Annotated in this window: 17 protein-coding genes; 8 read left to right on the top strand and 9 right to left on the bottom strand. The window is 42.8% G+C overall.

Annotated features, from left to right (window positions below; translation table 11 throughout):
• Positions 1–94: 94 nt before the first annotated feature.
• Together KFO40_RS08520 and KFO40_RS08515 are read right to left on the bottom strand one after the other, a co-directional pair.
• Entirely contained in the window at positions 95–778 is a 684-nt protein-coding gene (locus KFO40_RS08520; protein WP_211146263.1) for an HAD family hydrolase, read from the bottom strand.
• A gap of 37 nt (positions 779–815) precedes the next feature.
• Positions 816–1625 (bottom strand): hypothetical protein, encoded by an 810-nt coding sequence (locus KFO40_RS08515; RefSeq protein ID WP_211146262.1) that lies wholly within the window; start codon positions 1623–1625, stop codon positions 816–818.
• 247 nt (positions 1626–1872) lie between these two features.
• Between KFO40_RS08515 and KFO40_RS08510 the strand changes: the two genes are divergently transcribed.
• Entirely contained in the window at positions 1873–2379 is a 507-nt protein-coding gene (locus KFO40_RS08510; RefSeq protein WP_004313491.1) for a DUF5035 domain-containing protein, read from the top strand.
• Between the two features lie 157 nt (positions 2380–2536).
• Here the strand turns inward: KFO40_RS08510 and KFO40_RS08505 are convergent, their stop codons facing one another.
• The 3 genes from KFO40_RS08505 to lysS form a co-directional block, all read right to left on the bottom strand.
• Entirely contained in the window at positions 2537–3874 is a 1338-nt protein-coding gene (locus tag KFO40_RS08505) for a glucose-6-phosphate isomerase (protein ID WP_004299377.1), read from the bottom strand.
• A 121-nt stretch (positions 3875–3995) separates the two neighbouring features.
• On the bottom strand, positions 3996–4991 hold the full coding sequence (locus tag KFO40_RS08500; protein ID WP_008024959.1) for an NAD(P)H-dependent glycerol-3-phosphate dehydrogenase: 996 nt from the start codon (positions 4989–4991) through the stop codon (positions 3996–3998).
• Between the two features lie 26 nt (positions 4992–5017).
• Entirely contained in the window at positions 5018–6745 is a 1728-nt protein-coding gene (gene lysS / locus KFO40_RS08495; RefSeq protein WP_004299379.1) for a lysine--tRNA ligase, read from the bottom strand.
• A gap of 105 nt (positions 6746–6850) precedes the next feature.
• On the opposite strand from lysS, the gene KFO40_RS08490 reads away from it, so the two are divergent.
• Positions 6851–8203, top strand: coding sequence for an MATE family efflux transporter (locus tag KFO40_RS08490; protein WP_117683261.1), 1353 nt, complete (start codon positions 6851–6853; stop codon positions 8201–8203).
• Here the strand turns inward: KFO40_RS08490 and KFO40_RS08485 are convergent.
• Positions 8193–9053 carry an AraC family transcriptional regulator gene (locus tag KFO40_RS08485; RefSeq protein ID WP_117683260.1) on the bottom strand — a complete coding sequence of 287 codons (861 nt, stop codon included), beginning with the start codon at positions 9051–9053 and terminating at the stop codon, positions 8193–8195. The two genes, KFO40_RS08490 and KFO40_RS08485, sit on opposite strands and share 11 nt — an antisense overlap.
• A gap of 179 nt (positions 9054–9232) precedes the next feature.
• Between KFO40_RS08485 and KFO40_RS08480 the strand changes: the two genes are divergently transcribed.
• From KFO40_RS08480 to KFO40_RS08470, 3 genes are read left to right on the top strand one after another with little or no spacing between them, the layout of a single operon-like run.
• Positions 9233–10303 (top strand): efflux RND transporter periplasmic adaptor subunit, encoded by a 1071-nt coding sequence (locus tag KFO40_RS08480; protein WP_022275942.1) that lies wholly within the window; start codon positions 9233–9235, stop codon positions 10301–10303.
• Positions 10300–13437, top strand: a complete 3138-nt coding sequence (locus KFO40_RS08475; protein ID WP_118195549.1) for an efflux RND transporter permease subunit — start codon at positions 10300–10302, stop codon at positions 13435–13437. The genes KFO40_RS08480 and KFO40_RS08475 overlap by 4 nt, the downstream gene beginning before the upstream one ends.
• Positions 13434–14804, top strand: a complete 1371-nt coding sequence (locus KFO40_RS08470; RefSeq protein ID WP_044130663.1) for a TolC family protein — start codon at positions 13434–13436, stop codon at positions 14802–14804. The genes KFO40_RS08475 and KFO40_RS08470 overlap by 4 nt, the downstream gene beginning before the upstream one ends.
• A gap of 23 nt (positions 14805–14827) precedes the next feature.
• Here the strand turns inward: KFO40_RS08470 and KFO40_RS08465 are convergent, their stop codons facing one another.
• Together KFO40_RS08465 and KFO40_RS08460 are read right to left on the bottom strand one after the other, a co-directional pair.
• Positions 14828–15073: a DUF4248 domain-containing protein gene (locus KFO40_RS08465; RefSeq protein WP_004299385.1), complete on the bottom strand. Its 246-nt coding sequence runs from the start codon at positions 15071–15073 to the stop codon at positions 14828–14830.
• A 142-nt stretch (positions 15074–15215) separates the two neighbouring features.
• Positions 15216–15695, bottom strand: coding sequence for an HU family DNA-binding protein (locus KFO40_RS08460; protein WP_004313515.1), 480 nt, complete (start codon positions 15693–15695; stop codon positions 15216–15218).
• A gap of 329 nt (positions 15696–16024) precedes the next feature.
• Here KFO40_RS08460 and KFO40_RS08455 point away from each other — a divergent pair, with 329 nt between their 5' ends.
• The 3 genes from KFO40_RS08455 to KFO40_RS08445 are packed head-to-tail and all read left to right on the top strand — an operon-like array spanning position 16025 to position 16646.
• On the top strand, positions 16025–16291 hold the full coding sequence (locus KFO40_RS08455) for a DUF3791 domain-containing protein (RefSeq protein WP_004299387.1): 267 nt from the start codon (positions 16025–16027) through the stop codon (positions 16289–16291).
• Positions 16288–16422, top strand: coding sequence for a DUF3990 domain-containing protein (locus KFO40_RS08450; RefSeq protein WP_004299388.1), 135 nt, complete (start codon positions 16288–16290; stop codon positions 16420–16422). Before KFO40_RS08455 ends, KFO40_RS08450 begins: the two co-directional genes overlap by 4 nt.
• Positions 16423–16442: 20 nt before the next feature.
• Positions 16443–16646 (top strand): DUF3791 domain-containing protein, encoded by a 204-nt coding sequence (locus KFO40_RS08445; RefSeq protein WP_004299389.1) that lies wholly within the window; start codon positions 16443–16445, stop codon positions 16644–16646.
• Positions 16647–16681: 35 nt separating this feature from the next.
• Here KFO40_RS08445 and KFO40_RS08440 read toward each other — a convergent pair whose 3' ends face one another.
• Complete coding sequence (locus KFO40_RS08440; protein ID WP_008641083.1) at positions 16682–17281, bottom strand: DsbA family protein; 600 nt, start codon at positions 17279–17281, stop codon at positions 16682–16684.
• Positions 17282–17900 lie beyond the last annotated feature (619 nt).

Raw genomic sequence — 17900 nt, 5'->3', positions numbered from 1 at the left:
TCTAAGTGAATTAAACTCCTGTAAAAATACGATTTATATTCCTTCTTTTCAATGTTTTTCTCCTGTTTTGAAGAATAAATTATCTTTTCAGCTTTTAGGTGTTCTTTTCAAACAGCGTATCCCAATGGTCGCTTAGTGCTTGCATGGATGGCAGTAGCAGATCGGCTCCGGCATCCAGCAATACTTGTCCGTTCAAAGGACCTGTATTTACGGCTATTGTAAAGATACCCGCATTGTGTCCGGCTTCCACTCCTAACGGAGCGTTTTCTACTACGATGGCTTCATCAGCTTTAAGTCTGCCTTTTTTCAATGCCATCAGATACGGTTCGGGATTGGGCTTACCATATTTTACATCGAACGCTGTAACCATCAATTCTTTACGAAACATTCCCGGATAGTTGTGCTCCAACCGTTCGAGCAGGGATAGTTGGCCGGAACCAGTGACCACCATCGGAATCAATCCATCCTTTTTCACTTTTTGTAGCAACTCCCATGCACCGGGCATACGTTTTGCTTCAGGATACGAATTGAACAAAACACTTTTCTCCTGATAGATACTTTCTATTTCTTCTTGGGTAGCTTCTCTGCCCAGTTCACGTTGGAAAACAATATTAATAGTGGAGGCTCCCGTCCGTCCTTCGTGCATATATGCTTCTTCGCGACTAAGAGTGAGTCCGTGAGATTTCATTACTGTATGCCAGGCTTCCGAATGATAGGGCATAGAGTCAAAAAGTACGCCGTCCATGTCAAACAGGACGGCTTTCAGTTTCTTTTTCATACTTTGGTACGTTGCAGAATCTTTTTAAGATGATATTTTATTTTTTTATGAGCATTTTCTTCAGATCAGACAGAGGAATAATCACATCGTATTGCTGACCGGATTCCTTGCCGATATATCTGTAAGCTATGCTTTTATTGTTATCTATGCAGGTTTTGATGAATATCTGGGTGGCGGGATCGGTCTGACTTGCCAGTGTTGATACAATACCCTCTTTCACTTCTGCTGCGTTTTCTTCAATCTGGCTGATGGGACACAATTCTTCGTCCACACTGCATATATAAACAACCGATTCGCCTATGACCTCGATTTTTTCGACAATGACTTCTTCGCTGGCTTGCATCGGGAATTGCAGGTTCGCCATTTTCAGTTGCGCTTCAAGCTTTGTTTGTCCGCTTTGTGCAGGGTCGGCATTTGTATTAATCACTTCTTTCAGTTCTTCGGCGGTAAGTTCGCAAACCGCTTGTTCGCCCGACTTATTCCCTACAAATATCATGTGTAATCCGGAATTGCATTTTGCCATCAACTTGAGCATCTCTTTTACATCTGCTGCCGGATTTTGAAACATCATTGTGATAGATGATTTCATGCTTTCCGGATTGTCTTTCAATATCTTTATATTGGTAATCTCTTCGTTCATGTTCAGCGTGTACACTACGTTATTCCCGTCGTAGATGATGCTGGTGATCGTACCGACTGCTCCCATGTCTATCGGACACTGTTTGTTGGCTACTCCGATCACTGTCTTGAGTTTGGCTTCCTGGCAACCGGTCATTACGAGCATTAGCAATGATATGCTACATAATAATATGAATCCACTGGATTTTTTTAATAAATTTCCTGTCATTTTATTTGTTCTTTTTAGTTTGATTCGCTTAATCTACAGTTGTATATGAGGCAAAGATAACGATAAAAAACGAGAGATAAGTTAGAACGGGAAGATAGTTTAGTGATTACTTGCCATGTGGTATCTACTGCCAACTCTTGTCGTGTAGACTGTTCGGCACTACTGAATTGCGGCGTATTACTTGTATAATTATTTGTTGTTTAGAAGAATATGTGTATTTTTGTAACGTTATAAACTCGACGATAGCATGAAAAAGAGAGTATTATTGTTGCTACCATTGTTTTTAGGCGCCTGCTCTGATAGTGGGGAAAGTCCTGTTATCAAGATAGAAAAGCTTTATGCAAAGGTTGAATCGGAGGATGAAAGTTCCGGTTCCGGTGAAAAAGACTATGCGAATCAGAGGGACGAATTGCCGGCCTTGAAGGTGGGGGACGAAGTGAAAGCTCTTCTGCTTTTGGATGGAAATGGAGCTGAACTGAAAACCTTTAGACTTCAGAATGATGATGAAGTGGATACTAAACTCATCTTTGAGAAAACAGAAGTATCTACAGAGGGAAATCTGACAGATGTGGAAAAGGGACAGCTTCGTTTTAAGGATGGTGTGTCAAAAGCTAAAATTATGGTGATTGCGACCATCAAACAAGTAGATAAGAACGGCGATGTAAAATTAGAGTTCTATCTTTCTTCCAAAGCCGAATGTGAAGGAGCACAGGAAGAAATCGGCTTGAAGACGAAAGCGGAGGATGATAAGTAAAAATGGTGCGCTGTAAACGGTACAACGGATAATAAACGGTGCAACCGGAAACAGCAACCAATAGAATATAATAATGAACGGTGAACAAATCTATGCATATAGCATAGTTGTTCACCGTCCATTGTTTATAGTTTACCGTTTATAAAAACGTTCTTGATTACAGTTTTGCACGGATTGCTTTAGATTCTTCTTCATACCCCGGTTTGTCCAGCAACGCAAACATATTCTTTTTGTATGCTTCCACACCCGGTTGGTTGAATGGATTCACGCCTAGCAAGTAACCGCTGATACCGCAAGCCTTTTCGAAGAAATAGAGCAGACCACCGATGTTGTATTCGCTCAATTCCGGAAGTACGATACGCATATTAGGTACACCACCGTCTACGTGAGCCAACTGTGTTCCCAATTCGGCCATCTTGTTCACTTCGTCCACACGTTTGCCGGCTAAGAAATTCAAGCCGTCCAGATTTGCTTCATCAGAAGGAACTTCCAGTTTGTGGTTAACCTTCTCTACTGAAATCACCGTTTCAAAGATAGAACGTTCGCCTTCCTGAATCCATTGACCCATAGAGTGGAGGTCTGTTGAGAAATCTACCGATGCAGGGAAGATACCTTTATTGTCTTTTCCTTCAGATTCTCCGTAAAGCTGTTTCCACCATTCGCTTACATAGTGCAGTTTTGGGCAGAAGTTAACGAGGATTTCGATCTTCTTACCATTTCTGTACAACTCATTGCGGGTAGCAGCGTAGATAGCAGCAGGGTTTTCAGCAAATGCAACGTCCGAACCACATACTTTTTCCATGTCGGCAGCACCGGCAACCAGTTTGTCGATATCGAATCCGGCCACTGCAATAGGCAGCAAACCAACCGGAGTCAGGACAGAGAAACGTCCGCCTACGTTATCGGGGATGATGAATGTTTTGTATCCTTCTTTGTCGGCTGTTACACGGGCAGCACCTTTCTTGGCATCCGTCACGGCAACGATTACTTTCTTTGCAGTTTCTTTGCCGCGCTGATCTTCACATTGCTTCTTCAGCAAACGGAAAGCAAGAGCTGTTTCAGTAGTAGTTCCTGATTTAGAGATATTGATGACACCGAATTTCTTGTCTTTCAGATATTCAGTCAGTTCGTACAGATAATCTTCGCTGATATTGTGTCCTGCATAGATCATGACAGGAGCTGTTTTCTTTTCCTGCAACCAAGTGAAGCTGTTAGACAAAGCTTCGATGACGGCACGGGCACCCAGATAGCTACCACCGATACCGGCTACGATTACTACTTCACAATTGTCTCTTAATACTTTTGCAGTAGCGTTCAGGTCGGCCAGGTGTTCTTTAGTGATAGAAGAAGGCAAATGCAACCATCCTAAAAAGTCGTTACCTTTGCCTGTACCTTTTTCAAGCATTTCCTGTGCGGCTTTTACTTCAGCTTCGTAAGCAAAAACCTTTTCTTTGGAGATGAATCCAAATGTTTTTTCAATGTTTAAACTAATCATATATTTTAAGTATTAAGTTTTAAGTATTAAGTATTAAGTATTAGTCATCAAGTATGGATTGTCAAGTATGAGTACCTGCGGGTAATACTTAAATGCCTAATACTTAATACTTAATATTTTTTTATCTAAAAGAGTCAGTCAACAGTTTAATCTCGATCATTGGTGAGATACGTTCGTACAGAATGTTGTACACTGCGTCCAGTATCGGCATATTGACATGATGATGCTTATTGATTTCTTTGATACATTTTGTACCATAGTAACCTTCCGCAATCATTTCCATTTCAATTTGCGCACTCTTAACGGAATACCCTTTACCTATCATCGTTCCGAAAGTTCGGTTGCGGCTGAAGTTGGAGTAACCGGTCACCAATAAATCCCCCAGATAAACAGATTCATCCACGTTTCTGTTCAACGGATGCACCGTATTCAAGAAACGGTTCATTTCCTGAATGGCGTTGGAGATCAGTACAGCCTGGAAGTTGTCGCCATATTTCAGACCGCTACAGATACCGGCAGCGATGGCATATACGTTTTTAAGTACCGAACTGTATTCGATACCCGCTACGTCATCACTGACAGATGTTTTGATGAAGCTGCTTCCCAGACGACGTGCGAAGATACGTGCTTTGTCTTTGTCAGGGCAGGCGATAGTCAGGTAGGAGAGGCGTTCCAAGGCTACTTCTTCTGCGTGGCAGGGACCTGCAAGGACTGCTATATTTTCTGGTGGTACACCATATTCTTTTGTGAAGTATTCCGATACAATAACGTTGTCATCGGGTACGATTCCTTTGATAGCGGTGATGATAAACTTATCTTTTATCTTGGTTTTCAGTTTTTTCAGATGCGCCTTCAGATAAGGAGAGGGAGTGACGAAGATCAGTGTATCCGATTCTTTCACCACATCGTTGATGTTGGAACTGAATGAGATGCGTTTTGTATCAAATTTCACTCCTGTCAGATAAGCCGGATTGTGCCCTAATCGTTTAAAATCGGCAATGCGGTCGTCTCGCCGCATATACCAATTAATAGAGTCTTCCTGGGCCAGACACATCTTTGCGATGGCTGTAGCCCAACTTCCTCCGCCCATTATCGCTATCTTGCCGGGTAATTTCATTTGTATGGATTTGGATGAAGAACTTATTAAATTTTCTGTATCCACTCAGTTACGTCGTTTACCGACGGATTGGTCAGTTCTAATTTATATTTCTTGTTAATGCCGCAGATGTCCTGGTGCAACTTCTGCGGATTGACATCTTTCATGTCAGCTACAGTGTTGTAACCGGCTTTTTGGATCACTGGAACCCAGTCTTCTGCGATTCCCAATTCCATATATTTAGCGGCAGCGTCTTTTTTCACTACTTTTTCCGGACGCATTTGGGGGAAGAATAATACTTCCTGAATAGTGGTCTGTCCGGTCATTAACATTACCAGGCGGTCGATACCGATACCGATACCCGATGTAGGAGGCATACCATATTGTAAAGCACGCAAGAAGTCCTGATCGATAATCATCGCTTCGTCGTCTCCCTTGTCGGCCAAACGCATCTGCTCTTTGAAACGTTCTTCCTGATCCAATGGGTCATTCAATTCCGAGTAAGCATTAGCCAGCTCTTTACCGTTCACCATTAATTCGAAACGTTCGGTCAGTCCCGGTTTAGAACGATGCATCTTGGTCAGCGGAGACATTTCAACCGGATAATCGGTGATGAAAGTCGGCTGGATATACGTACCTTCGCAGAATTCTCCGAAGATTTCATCAATCAGCTTGCCTTTACCCATTGTCTCGTCGATTTCCTCCATTTTCAGTTCCTTGCAAACTTGGCGGATTTCTTCTTCGCTCTTGCCGTTCAGGTCGTATCCTGTCTTTTCTTTGATAGCATCTAGGATAGGCAGGCGGCGGTAAGGAGCTTTGAAACTGATCGTTTTTCCGTCGACAACGCTTTCCGTACAGCCGTTTACAGCGATACAGATACGTTCCAACAGTTTTTCGGTGAAATTCATCATCCAGTTGTAATCCTTGTACTGAACATAAAGTTCCATACAGGTAAATTCCGGATTGTGAGTTTTATCCATGCCCTCGTTACGGAAGTTCTTACCTATTTCATATACACCTTCAAAACCACCTACGATCAGTCGTTTCAGATAAAGCTCTGTTGCGATACGTAGGTAAAGGTCTATATCCAATGAGTTATGGTGAGTGATGAACGGGCGTGCACTGGCTCCACCGGCAATAGATTGCAGGATAGGAGTTTCCACTTCCGTGTAACCAGCCTCATCCAAAACGTTGCGCAATGTTTTCACTACAGTGGCGCGTTTCAGGAATGTTTCTTTGATACCGTCGTTTACTACCAGGTCCACATAGCGTTGGCGATAACGGAGTTCGGGATCTTCAAAAGAGTCGTAAGCTACTCCGTCTTTGTATTTAACGATTGGCAACGGTTTAATAGACTTTGCCAGTACAGTCAGTTTCTTTGCATGGATACTGATTTCACCCATTTGTGTGCGGAACACGAAACCTTCGATACCGATAAAGTCACCTAAGTCGAGCAGGCGTTTGAATACAGCGTTGTACAGTTCTTTGTCTTCTCCCGGACAGATATCATCGCGGGTGATATACACCTGAATGCGACCTTTAGAGTCCTGCAATTCGATGAAAGATGCTTTACCCATCACGCGGCGGCTCATGATACGACCGGCTACGGAAACCTGGCGTGGCTCTTCGTCGTCTTTAAATTCAGCTTTAATATCTGTAGAGAAAGCATTGGTTACATACTCTGCTGCAGGGTATGGATCAATACCCATTGCACGAAGCTCATTCAGACTGTTACGTCGAATAATTTCCTGTTCACTTAGTTCTAATATATTCATTTCGTTACGTATTAACTCAATTTTGTGGGCAAAAATACGAAACTTTTCTCATATATCCTGTAATCCGTCTCTTTTTTGTATCTTTGCACCCTCAAACTAATAGGTATGACAGGACAAAAGACACCCACTGCGTTGGGTACGGAAAAGATTGGAAAGCTTTTAATGCAGTATGCCATTCCGGCAATTATCGCCATGACGGCGTTTTCTCTTTATAATATGGTAGATAGTATTTTCATTGGTCATGGAGTAGGGGCGATGGCTATCTCCGGGTTGGCATTAACCTTTCCGCTAATGAATCTTGCCGCGGCTTTTGGCTCTCTGGTAGGGGTAGGTGCGGCTACATTGATTTCTGTGAAGTTGGGCCAGAAAGATTATGATACCGCACAGCGGGTTTTGGGAAATGTGTTTGTATTAAACCTTATTATAGGTATCTCTTTTACGCTGGTCGTTCTGCCTTTTCTTGATCCGATACTTTATTTTTTCGGCGGAAGTGATGAGACTGTCAAATATGCCCGCGAATTTATGCAGGTTATTCTGCTGGGAAATGTGGTAACTCATTTATATTTGGGGCTGAATGCAGTGCTTCGTGCCTCGGGACATCCGCAGAAAGCGATGGTGGCAACCATCACGACCGTGTTAATCAATGTATTACTTGCACCTTTGTTTATTTTTGTATTCGACTGGGGAATTCGCGGGGCGGCCACAGCTACGGTTTGTGCGCAGTTGATCGCTTTGGTCTGGCAGCTTCATCTGTTCTGTCGCAAAGACGAACTGATACGATTGAAAAAAGGTATTTTCCGTTTGAAACGGAAGATCGTGTTGGATTCATTGGCTATCGGTATGTCTCCCTTCCTGATGAATATGGCGTCTTGCTTTATTGTGATTCTGATTAATCAGGGATTAAAAGAGCATGGAGGTGATTTGGCGATCGGTGCATTCGGTATTGTTAATCGTATTGTTTTTGTCTTTATTATGATTGTATTGGGACTGAACCAGGGGATGCAGCCCATTGCGGGATATAATTTTGGTGCGAAGCTCTATCCTCGTGTGACGGAAGTACTGAAAGTAACCATTTATTGTGCAACTGTAGTGACAACGATTGGTTTCCTGATAGGTATGTTCATTCCGGAAATCGTATCTTCCATTTTTACTTCGGACGCAGAATTAATCAGTATTGCGTCTAAGGGATTTCGTGTAGTGGTGTTCTTCTATCCGATTGTAGGTTTCCAGATGGTAGCTTCCAATTTCTTCCAGAGTATCGGAATGGCAAGTAAAGCCATTTTCTTGTCGCTGACCCGACAGATGTTATTCTTAGTGCCCTGTTTATTGATTCTACCTCATTATTATGGACAAATGGGTGTTTGGGCCAGTATGCCTGTGGCAGATTTGGCGGCTAGTCTTATATCCGGAGGTATGTTGTGGTGGCAGTTCCGGCAGTTTAAGAAAGTTACTGTTTGATAAGTTTGTTCCGATATTCTTTAGGAGATATGCCGACATACTGCTTGAAATATTTCCCGAAGAATGATTGTGTGGGGAAGTTGAGCTTGGTCGCTATTTCCTTAATACTTAAATCGGTATTATCGAGCAGATATTTGGCTTCTGTAATGACATTCTGTATAATCCACTGCAAAGCACTACTCCCTGATTTCTCCTTGATGACAGAAGAAAAATATCGGGCGGACAGACATTGCTTGTTTGCATAGAAAGTAACATCCCGTTCCTGATGATAATATCGATAGAGGGTAATCATGAAATTTTGGAAAATCTTATCCTTTTTGTCCTGTGGTAGTGGTGTTTGCGGTTCGTTGTTGAAATAGATGTTTAATAACTCATAGCATATCACTTGTCCCCAGGATTTGATTAATTCAGAAATTAAATGTTGTTTCTGTCGGGAACTGTTACAGATATTCTCCCTATTAATTCGTTTTTCTACAGATTTGAGCAAGTTCTCTACAAATGTATATTGCTCTTCGGAAAGCGACAGACAGGGATTTTCCCGCAAATAAAGCAAGTTTTCCGAGTTGGCTACTTTGTTTACTATCGGTATGACATAATCCAGATCGACCTCTATCATGATTCCTTTCAGGTCTGCGCTTCTTTGGCGTATCTGTAGAAGGTTGGCTGCAGTATATATGAAAAGATTCCTTTTGTTAATCTGATATGGTCTACCTCCCAGCAGGATTTCCGCCTGTCCTTTCTGGCAGAGGAAAAGTCCGCATTGGTTGAATTCGGAAATAATGCATCCTTCTTTCATGGAAGTATCTTCCGGAGATATTATAACATACTTGAATGGCATCAGTGGTTCCATATTCCTTTTCGTTGAAATGAATTTCCTTACAAAGTAACAAACAAATAAATACAAATAGCAAACTATTTCGGCTTTTTATCTTAGCTAACGTACAAATAGAACAATGTTTCGTCTAAATCAACCTTTCTCCTCATGTTTGCTTGGGATACTTTTGTGACAACTAACTAATAAGTGAAAATATGAGACGATTAGACTTCTTATTAACAGGATTTTTAGCAGTTCTATTGACTTCGTGTGGGCAACGTGTACAAAACACAGACAGTAAGCCGGCAGTGAAGATTGATACCGTACTTTCTGCCGACAGACAAATAGCTTTGCAGTTTCCGGGACGGGTGAAAGCGGCACAGGACATAAGTCTGTCTTTCCGGGTGAGTGGTACTATTCAGTATATGCATGTAAATGACGGTGCCTATGTGCGTAAAGGGCAATTACTGGCAGAATTAGATCCGACAGACTATCAGATTCAGCTGGATGCGGCAGAAGCAGAATATCAAAGTGTGAAAGCGGAGGCGGAACGGGTGATGGCACTTTATAAGGAAAATGTGACAACACCGGATGCTAACGATAAGGCCGTGTACGGATTGAGACAGATTACCGCCAAATATAACCATGCTAAAGATCAGTTGGCATACACCCGTTTGTATGCTCCTTTTAGCGGATATGTGCAGAAACGTCTTTTTGATTCCCATGAGACGGTAGCTGCCGGTATGCCCGTCGTTTCCATCATCAGTGAGGGAAGCCCGGAGGTAGAGATTAATCTTCCGGCAGTGGAATATATTCGTCGACAGCAGTTTACCCGCTATTATTGTACATTCGATATTTATCCTCATCAAAGATATGCTTTGGAACTGATTAGTGTCACCCCTAAGGCAAATGCCAATCAGTTGTACACCATGCGGCTTCAACTGAAGAAAGAAGATAAACAGGCAGTTCCATCGCCCGGCATGAATACAATGGTAACTATCGAATGTAGTGAAGGAGATGTGCGTAACCTGTCGGTTCCCGGTGGAGCGATTCTTCGTGAGAACGGGCGTACGAGTATCTTTCTTTATGATGCTTCCAGTCACGCTATTCGCCGTTGTGATGTGACAGTAACCCGTCTGCTTAGTGACGGCAGATGTCTGATTACTTCAGGAGAAGTGAATCCCGGTGACTTGGTTGTCGCTTCGGGGGTACATCATGTAAAAGAGGGAGAACAGGTGGAGCCGCTTCTTCCGGCTACTGAAACCAATGTGGGAGGACTGCTATGATTGATATTAGTAAATGGGCATTTGAGAACAAGAAGTTGATCTACTTCCTGATTGCCGTACTGATTGTAGGAGGAGCTTATTCCAGTTATGAAATGAGTAAACTGGAGGATCCCGAAATAACGGTAAAGCTCGCTATGGTAGTCACTACCTATCCCGGTGCGTCTGCACATCAGGTAGAGTTGGAAGTGACGGATGTGCTGGAGAAAAATATCCGCTCCATGGGGAATATAGATAATGTGGAAAGTTATTCCTACAATGATCTCTCTTTGATTCAGGTAGAACTGAAAACGACTGTCAAAGAGACGGATGTAGAGCAATGCTGGGATTTGTTGCGTCGTAAGGTGGCGAACGCACAGGCAGAACTTCCCGAAGGTGCCAGTCCTTCTATTGTAAAAGATGATTTTGGAAATGTTTACGGAATGTTTTTCGCTTTGACGGGTGACGGACTTTCCGACAGGGAACTGTCTGATTATTCAGAACTGGTGAAACGTGAAGTCAGTGAATTGGATGGGGTGGAGCGCGTTGACTTATACGGTAAACGTCCCGAATGTATTAACATCTCTCTCCTGCAAGACCGGATGGCCAACTTGGGTGTGAAACCCGCCGAAGTGCTAGCTACATTGAACGGACAGAACCAAACTACTTATACTGGTTATTATGATAATGGCGATAATCGTATCCGGGTGACAGTCAGTGATAAGTTTAAGACGGTGGAGGACATCGGTCGTATGCTGATTCAGGGACATGATGCCGATCAGTTGCGGTTGAGTGACATTGCCCGTATTGAGAAAGATTATGAAGACCCTACCCGCAACGAATTGTTTTATGACCGCCAGCGTGCGATAGGAATCATGGTGGCTGCTTCTCCGGATGCCGACATTATTAAAGTGGGGCATCGAGTGGAAAAGAAACTGGAGCAACTAAAGGCTGAACGCCTTCCGGCAGGAGTAGAGTGTCATAAGGTTTTCTATCAGCCGGAACGCGTAGGCACTTCGTTAGGGACGTTCATTCTTAATCTGATAGAATCTGTGATTATCGTAGTCGTTATCCTGATGATTGCTATGGGATTCAAGAGCGGGGTGATTATCGGTATCAGCCTGGTAGTGACGGTATTCGGTTCCTTCCTGTTCCTTTATTTTATGGATGGTACGATGCAGCGTGTTTCATTGGCCTCGTTCGTGCTTGCGATGGGGATGCTGGTGGATAACGCAATTGTTATCATTGACGGTATTTTGGTAGATTTGAAAGCCGGGAAGAGCCGGATGGAAGCAATGACTGCTATCGGACGGCAGACAGCAATGCCTTTGCTGGGAGCTACTCTGATTGCCATCATTGCTTTTCTTCCTATCTTTATGTCGCCTGATACGGCAGGCGTCTATACGCGCGATTTGTTTATCGTACTCGCTGTTTCCCTGTTGCTTAGCTGGGTGCTGGCCTTAGTGCACGTTCCGTTGATGGCCGACCGGATTTTGCGTCCGGAAATCTCTGCGACAACTGCTGCCGGAAAGCGTGTGTATGAAGGAAAGATTTATGCCGTGCTTCGTTCATTGTTGACATTCAGTTTGGCGCATCGTTGGAGCTTTGTGTTTACAATGATCGCTTTGGTATTACTTTCAGCTTTCAGTTACCGTTTCATGAAGCAGGGCTTTTTCCCGGATATGGTCTACGACCAGCTTTATATGGAATATAAATTGCCGGAAGGAACTAACTCCACTCGCGTGGCGCGTGACTTGGAGGAAATCGAAGCTTACCTGAAAAAACGTCCGGAAGTCACACACGTCACTGCTTCTATCGGTGGTACTCCTGCCCGTTATAACTTGGTGCGTAACGTAGCCAATCCCTCCTTATCTTACGGTGAATTGATTATCGACTTCACCTCTCCGGACGATTTGGTGGATAACATGGCGGAAATTCAACAATATCTTTCGCAACATTATCCGGATGCTTACGTAAAGATGAACCGCTACAACCTGATGTTCAAAAAATACCCTATTGAAGCGCAGTTTACCGGTCCTGACCCTGCTGTTTTGCATCAGTTGGCGGATAGTGCCCGCAAGATTATGGAGAATTGTCCGGATGTTTACCTGATTACCACGGACTGGGAACCGCAAATCCCGGTACTGACTATTGAATATGACCAGCCTGCGGCACGTGCTATCGGATTGAGCCGTAATGATGTAAGCCTTTCTTTACTGACCGCTACCAGCGGCATCCCTATCGGGTCTTTCTACGAAGGTATTCATAAAGATAATATCTACTTGCGTTGCCTGGACGAACACGGAAATCCGATTGAAAACCTGGACAATACGCAGGTATTCTCGTCTCTTCCTTCTCTGAACGGTTTGCTGACACAGGAAATGATGATGAAACTGAAGACAGGAACACTATCAAAAGAAGAATTGGTGGAAACGTTGATGGGAACAACTCCGTTAAAACAAATCAGTAAGCGGATTGATGTGAAGTGGGAAGATCCGGTGGTTCCCCGTTATAACGGGCAGCGTAGCCAACGGGTGCAATGTTCTCCTGTTCCGGGGGTAGAAACGGAGAAGGCGCGGCAATCCATTGCCGCGCAGATTGAACAGATTCCGCTGCCTGACGGATATCGGCTTCAATGGCAAGGCGAGAGGAACGCCAGCACAAAGTCTATGCAATATCTGTTCAAGAATTTCCCGTTTGCTATCATTCTGATGATATCCATTCTAATCATGCTGTTCAAAGATTACCGGAAACCGGTTATCATCTTCTGTACTATTCCGCTGGTATTTGTCGGTGTGGTTGCCGTAATGCTGCTTACCGGGAAGACATTCAACTTTGTGGCTATCGTCGGTACATTGGGGTTGATCGGTATGATTATTAAGAACGGTATTGTCTTGATGGATGAGATCACTTTGCAAATTAATCAGGGAGTGGAACCTGTGACGGCATTGATAGACAGTTCGCAAAGTCGTCTCCGTCCCGTGATGATGGCTTCGCTGACTACGATTTTGGGAATGATTCCATTGTTGCCGGATGCTATGTTCGGTTCGTTGGCGGCTTCTATCATGGGTGGGTTGCTGTTCGGCACGTTGATAACGTTGCTTTTTATCCCGATTTTGTATGCATTATTCTTTCATATAAAAAAGACAGACAAATGAAAAAAGAAATTCTTGTAGCCATTAGTGTAGCGGGTGTATTGTTCGGCCTGTCGGTTTCTCTTGCCGCGCAAGAAAAACTAAGTCTGGCGCAATGCCGTGAAATGGCACTGAAATATAATAAGGATATGGCTGCCGCTAATAAGCAGACGGAAGCAGCCCGATTGATGTCTCTTAGTTATAAAGCCAATTTCTTCCCTAATTTTACAGCCAACGGAACGGGTATTTATAGCACAGCGGATGGAAGTCTCGGAGTTCCGGGAGGAAACCTTCCGGTTTTCCTGCCCAATCCTGCTACCGGAGAACTGGTATCGAGCGGTTTCGCTTATTTTCCCGGACTGAATCTGGACTATAAGGTCGGAACTGTTTACTCGGGCGGTATACAAGTGGAGCAACCTCTTTATATGGGAGGAAAAATCCGTGCCGCCTATAAAATGTCACTACTGGGAAAAGAAATGGCACACTTGAACGAAGCCTTAACTACTTCGGAAGTTATTCTGAATACAGATAAAGCATACGTGCAGTTAGTGAAAGCCAAGGAAATGAGAAAAGTGGCGGAAAAATATCACGCCTTACTGACGGAACTTTTCAAAAATGTGAAGAGTGCTCACCGGCATGGCATGAAACCGCAGAATGATGTACTGAAAGTGCAGGTGAAGCTCAACGAGAGTGAACTTTCTTTGCGAAAGGCTGATAACGCCCTCCGTCTTGCGGGTATGAATCTCTGTCATTACATCGGACGCCCTTTGACAGCACAGATTGATATATCTGATGATTTTCCGGAAGTGGAGCAGGAATGGAAAGTGCAGGTTTCTGATATTACCGCCCGTCCTGAATATGGAATCTTGAACAAACAAATAGCCATTGCCGAGCAGGAAGTAAAGCTGAATCGTAGTGAACTATTGCCGCGTATCGGTGTCAGAGGTAGTTATGATTATCTTCACGGATTGGAAGTCAATGATGAAACTTTGATGAAAAAGGGTGCTTTTTCCGTATTCCTGAATGTCTCTGTCCCTCTGTTTCATTTTGGCGAACGTACCAATAAAGTAAAGTCTGCCAAAGTGAAGTTGGAACAAGCTCGTCTTGAACAGGAAAATGTCAATGAAAAGATGTTGCTGGAGTTGATGCAAGCTGCCAATAATCTGGATGAGGCCCGGTTGGAAACGGAGCTTTCCGAACGTTCGCTGGAACAGGCAGAGGAGAATATGAAAGTCAGTGGTAAGCAATATGAAGTGGGACTGGAAACTCTTTCGGATTATCTGGAAGCACAAGTGCTTTGGCAGCAGGCTTATCAGACGAAAGTGGATGCCTATTTCCAATTGTATGTGAATTATGTGGCTTATTTGAAAGCGGCGGGACAACTGCAATGATAAAACCAGTATTCTGGACATCCTTATGGAATGTCCAGAATACTGGTGATGATTTGTACCTGTCGGGGAGTAAAAGTTCGTGTACGCGGATGATAACCTGTGGCAGTCAATAACCGGAGCAGTTCTTTATTTATTTTAATCCATTTGGTGAATATGCGTATGGCGCAACGGGGGGTAATGTTCGGATTGTACATACAAGCCAATTCCTTTTTCTTATAAGTTTTAATGCGAAACGGAATTTCTTCCTCTTCTGATGGCAATTCTTTCATGTTGATATTTTAATGTTTTAAGATGTTGTAAAGATACAAAATAAAAAAGGCGTTGTCAAGTCTTTTACAGGAATACTTTGGGAAACAGTATCCGCCCGTAGGCGGGTACTGTTTTCCTGCTTTTAAAGGCTGATGATTAATCTTATGCTGCCGGGTCCGGTGCTTCTCCTTTGCCGTCATCCGGGTTTGGATTCGGGTTGGGATCCGGTTGCTCCGGGCTGATGGAACCATCATCGGAAGCCACCGCTTTTTGAACACTGACTTTACTTAGCATCTCTTTGAATTTGTAGCCCGGAGTGAAAATGATTTTCACTCTGCGTATCGTATCGCTATCTACCTCTTTTTCAGTATCCTGACTTTCGCAATTCATACCAGGACGGAAGCATCCGAAATCTCCTAATTGAACAGAGATGCCTTTTCTAAGGTTGAGATTTAATGTATCGATCAAAGCATCAAGTACAAATTTTACCGCTCCACTGGGGACCATTCCTACTTTGGTGATTTCCTCGCACAAATCTCTGAAATCCACCGTATTGGTGATTACATTTTGTGCTACATACTTTTCAGCTTTAGTTTTATCAAAGCCGAATGTTCTTTTTTTAATGACGTATCTAAGTGCCATAATTTTTTGTTTTTTTAATTAGTTACTTTATTTATCAATTCTCTTTGTGATCACGATGCAAAGATACTATGGGCACTTTCCGGGGAGGTGCTTTAACGGTCCTAGATGTACGTACTTTGATTCACTTTTATTTATTTTGTTTGTATGATTCTGATTTATAGATCCTTATATATTCTGCTTTAATAGCCATTTCCAAATAGGGAATATTTCAATCAGTTTCACGATACTCAAATGTTCTTGATAATCATAAAATATGCCGAAAAACGATGAACGTTGCAAGAATAAACACTATATTTGTACATATTACACTAAGATAATAGAGGTATAGTATGCTACATTCAAGCCAATCAGCCCCCGTTGTTGATGGCAAAGTCATGGAGTTTGTGATTTTTGCCATTGAGAGTGCCGCCCAGAAGTTGGGTATTCCGGCTCCTACTCTCTATAACCGTTTGGAAAAACTGAATCTTATCCGTCAATACCTGATAAGTGGATATGACATGCTTCACACCCAGAGTCGTGAGTACATAGCCGATACGTTGGTAGAAGCTCTTGAAAACTGGGAAGCCCATTATAAAGAAAAAGGAGAATCTGTATGAAGGTCTATCATGGTAGTACGCAGGCCGTAGAGTATCCTTTGGTCGGTGTCGGACGCGAAAACCTCGACTTTGGTAAAGGATTCTCAATCAACGTCTCATTGACGAGTGTCTCTCTTTCAAAGAATATGTAACAATAAAATAAACTGCGTTTATGATAGATGTATTAGTATGGAATAAATACACTCGTGTGGTGATGCAATTAGCGGAGCGTTTGAATATTTCTCCCGAAAAAGCATTGCACTTGTTCTATAATAGTAAGGTATATGCATTGCTTCTTAATAAACAATATCCGCTTATAACGTTGAGTGATGCCTACATCACTGATGAAATCATACTTGAGTTACAACAGCAATAATCTTGTTGTGGCTCTTAATTCTGTGTTCCAAGAGTTTATACCTTTATATATACAGTCAACTTTCCAACCCCTTCTTTCCGTATTATTCCGTCAGTGATAAAGGAATTTAATTCTTCAATAGCTACTTTTTTATTTCGTCCTGTCAGATGGCTATAATCTGTCCGGCTGATGAATAGGTGATTTTCCAAATATGTGTTGAGGCGCTCGCGACACGTCTCACGGGAGATACTATTTTTCTTAGGGCGTGTGATAGATTCTCCTCGTTGCAGCCTCATTTTGTCGCCTACTTCTTTCTTGAATGGACGACTTGCGCGGAAATTAATATTTTTCATTTGGACAGACGCTGCCCGAATTTCTTTTTTATCTTTAACCGGCGGACATTGCAACGATGTAGAGAAGAATCCGAAGTTTCCCATTTCTACATTCCAGCCGTCGGCTAGTAAATCCCGTGCTTCATTGGCAAAGGCTTCCATGGCTCCTGCCAATAAACTTCTGCTGATACCGGTAAATTTGTGGACACGATCCAGAAACTCTTCTTTATCTACGGTTCCTTTGGAGACAATACGGGCATGTAGCGGTTGTTTCTCTTCTTTGTTTGGACTAGGAGTCTCAAATAAGTCATATATTGCACTCATATACTAATGTTTAGTGGTTTTATAGTTACTGTTAAATCGTTCTACAGCTGTTGACTTTTAGTTCCACAGTTGTTTCCCTTTAGTTCCACATCTGTTATTGTTTCGTTCCATATTTGTGGAACGAATTGATGTGTGCTACAAAAGTAGCTAGTTTATACAAGAGAGAGGTGCTTTAATTGTAGAGTGGTTTCTTATATGAATAAGATAACTAATTGAAGCCTGTCTATTTATATACATACGCTTTAATTATACAATCATCATTCGTTTTCTTTCCTAAACATTTATACCTCTCTCTTGTTATTTTCCGAAAAGTATTTGTACCTTTGTCATTGGAACGTAGCACGCCTTTGTGGTGTGCGATTGTGCGTTTCCTCGGCTAGTAGGAAATTGTAACGGATTTTTTAATGCATGCTGGGAAGACGCCTGTACTTCTATGACTTCTCATAGGGTACGGGCTGTCTGCCCGTATGCATTGGGTAGCCGTTACTACCTCCTACTAGCGGGATGTGACAGCTCCGTACTCTTTTATAATAAAAGGTACGGGCTCAGTCTGAAACCTTGGGGGATTGCGTTAAAATTCTTATTTTTGCATCATGAAAACATCCTCTTCCCAAACGAT

The organism is Bacteroides sp. 1001302B_160321_D4 (assembly GCF_015667765.1).
Classification (GTDB): Bacteria; Bacteroidota; Bacteroidia; order Bacteroidales; family Bacteroidaceae; genus Bacteroides; species Bacteroides xylanisolvens.
This window is presented reverse-complemented; position numbering and strand designations above follow the sequence as displayed.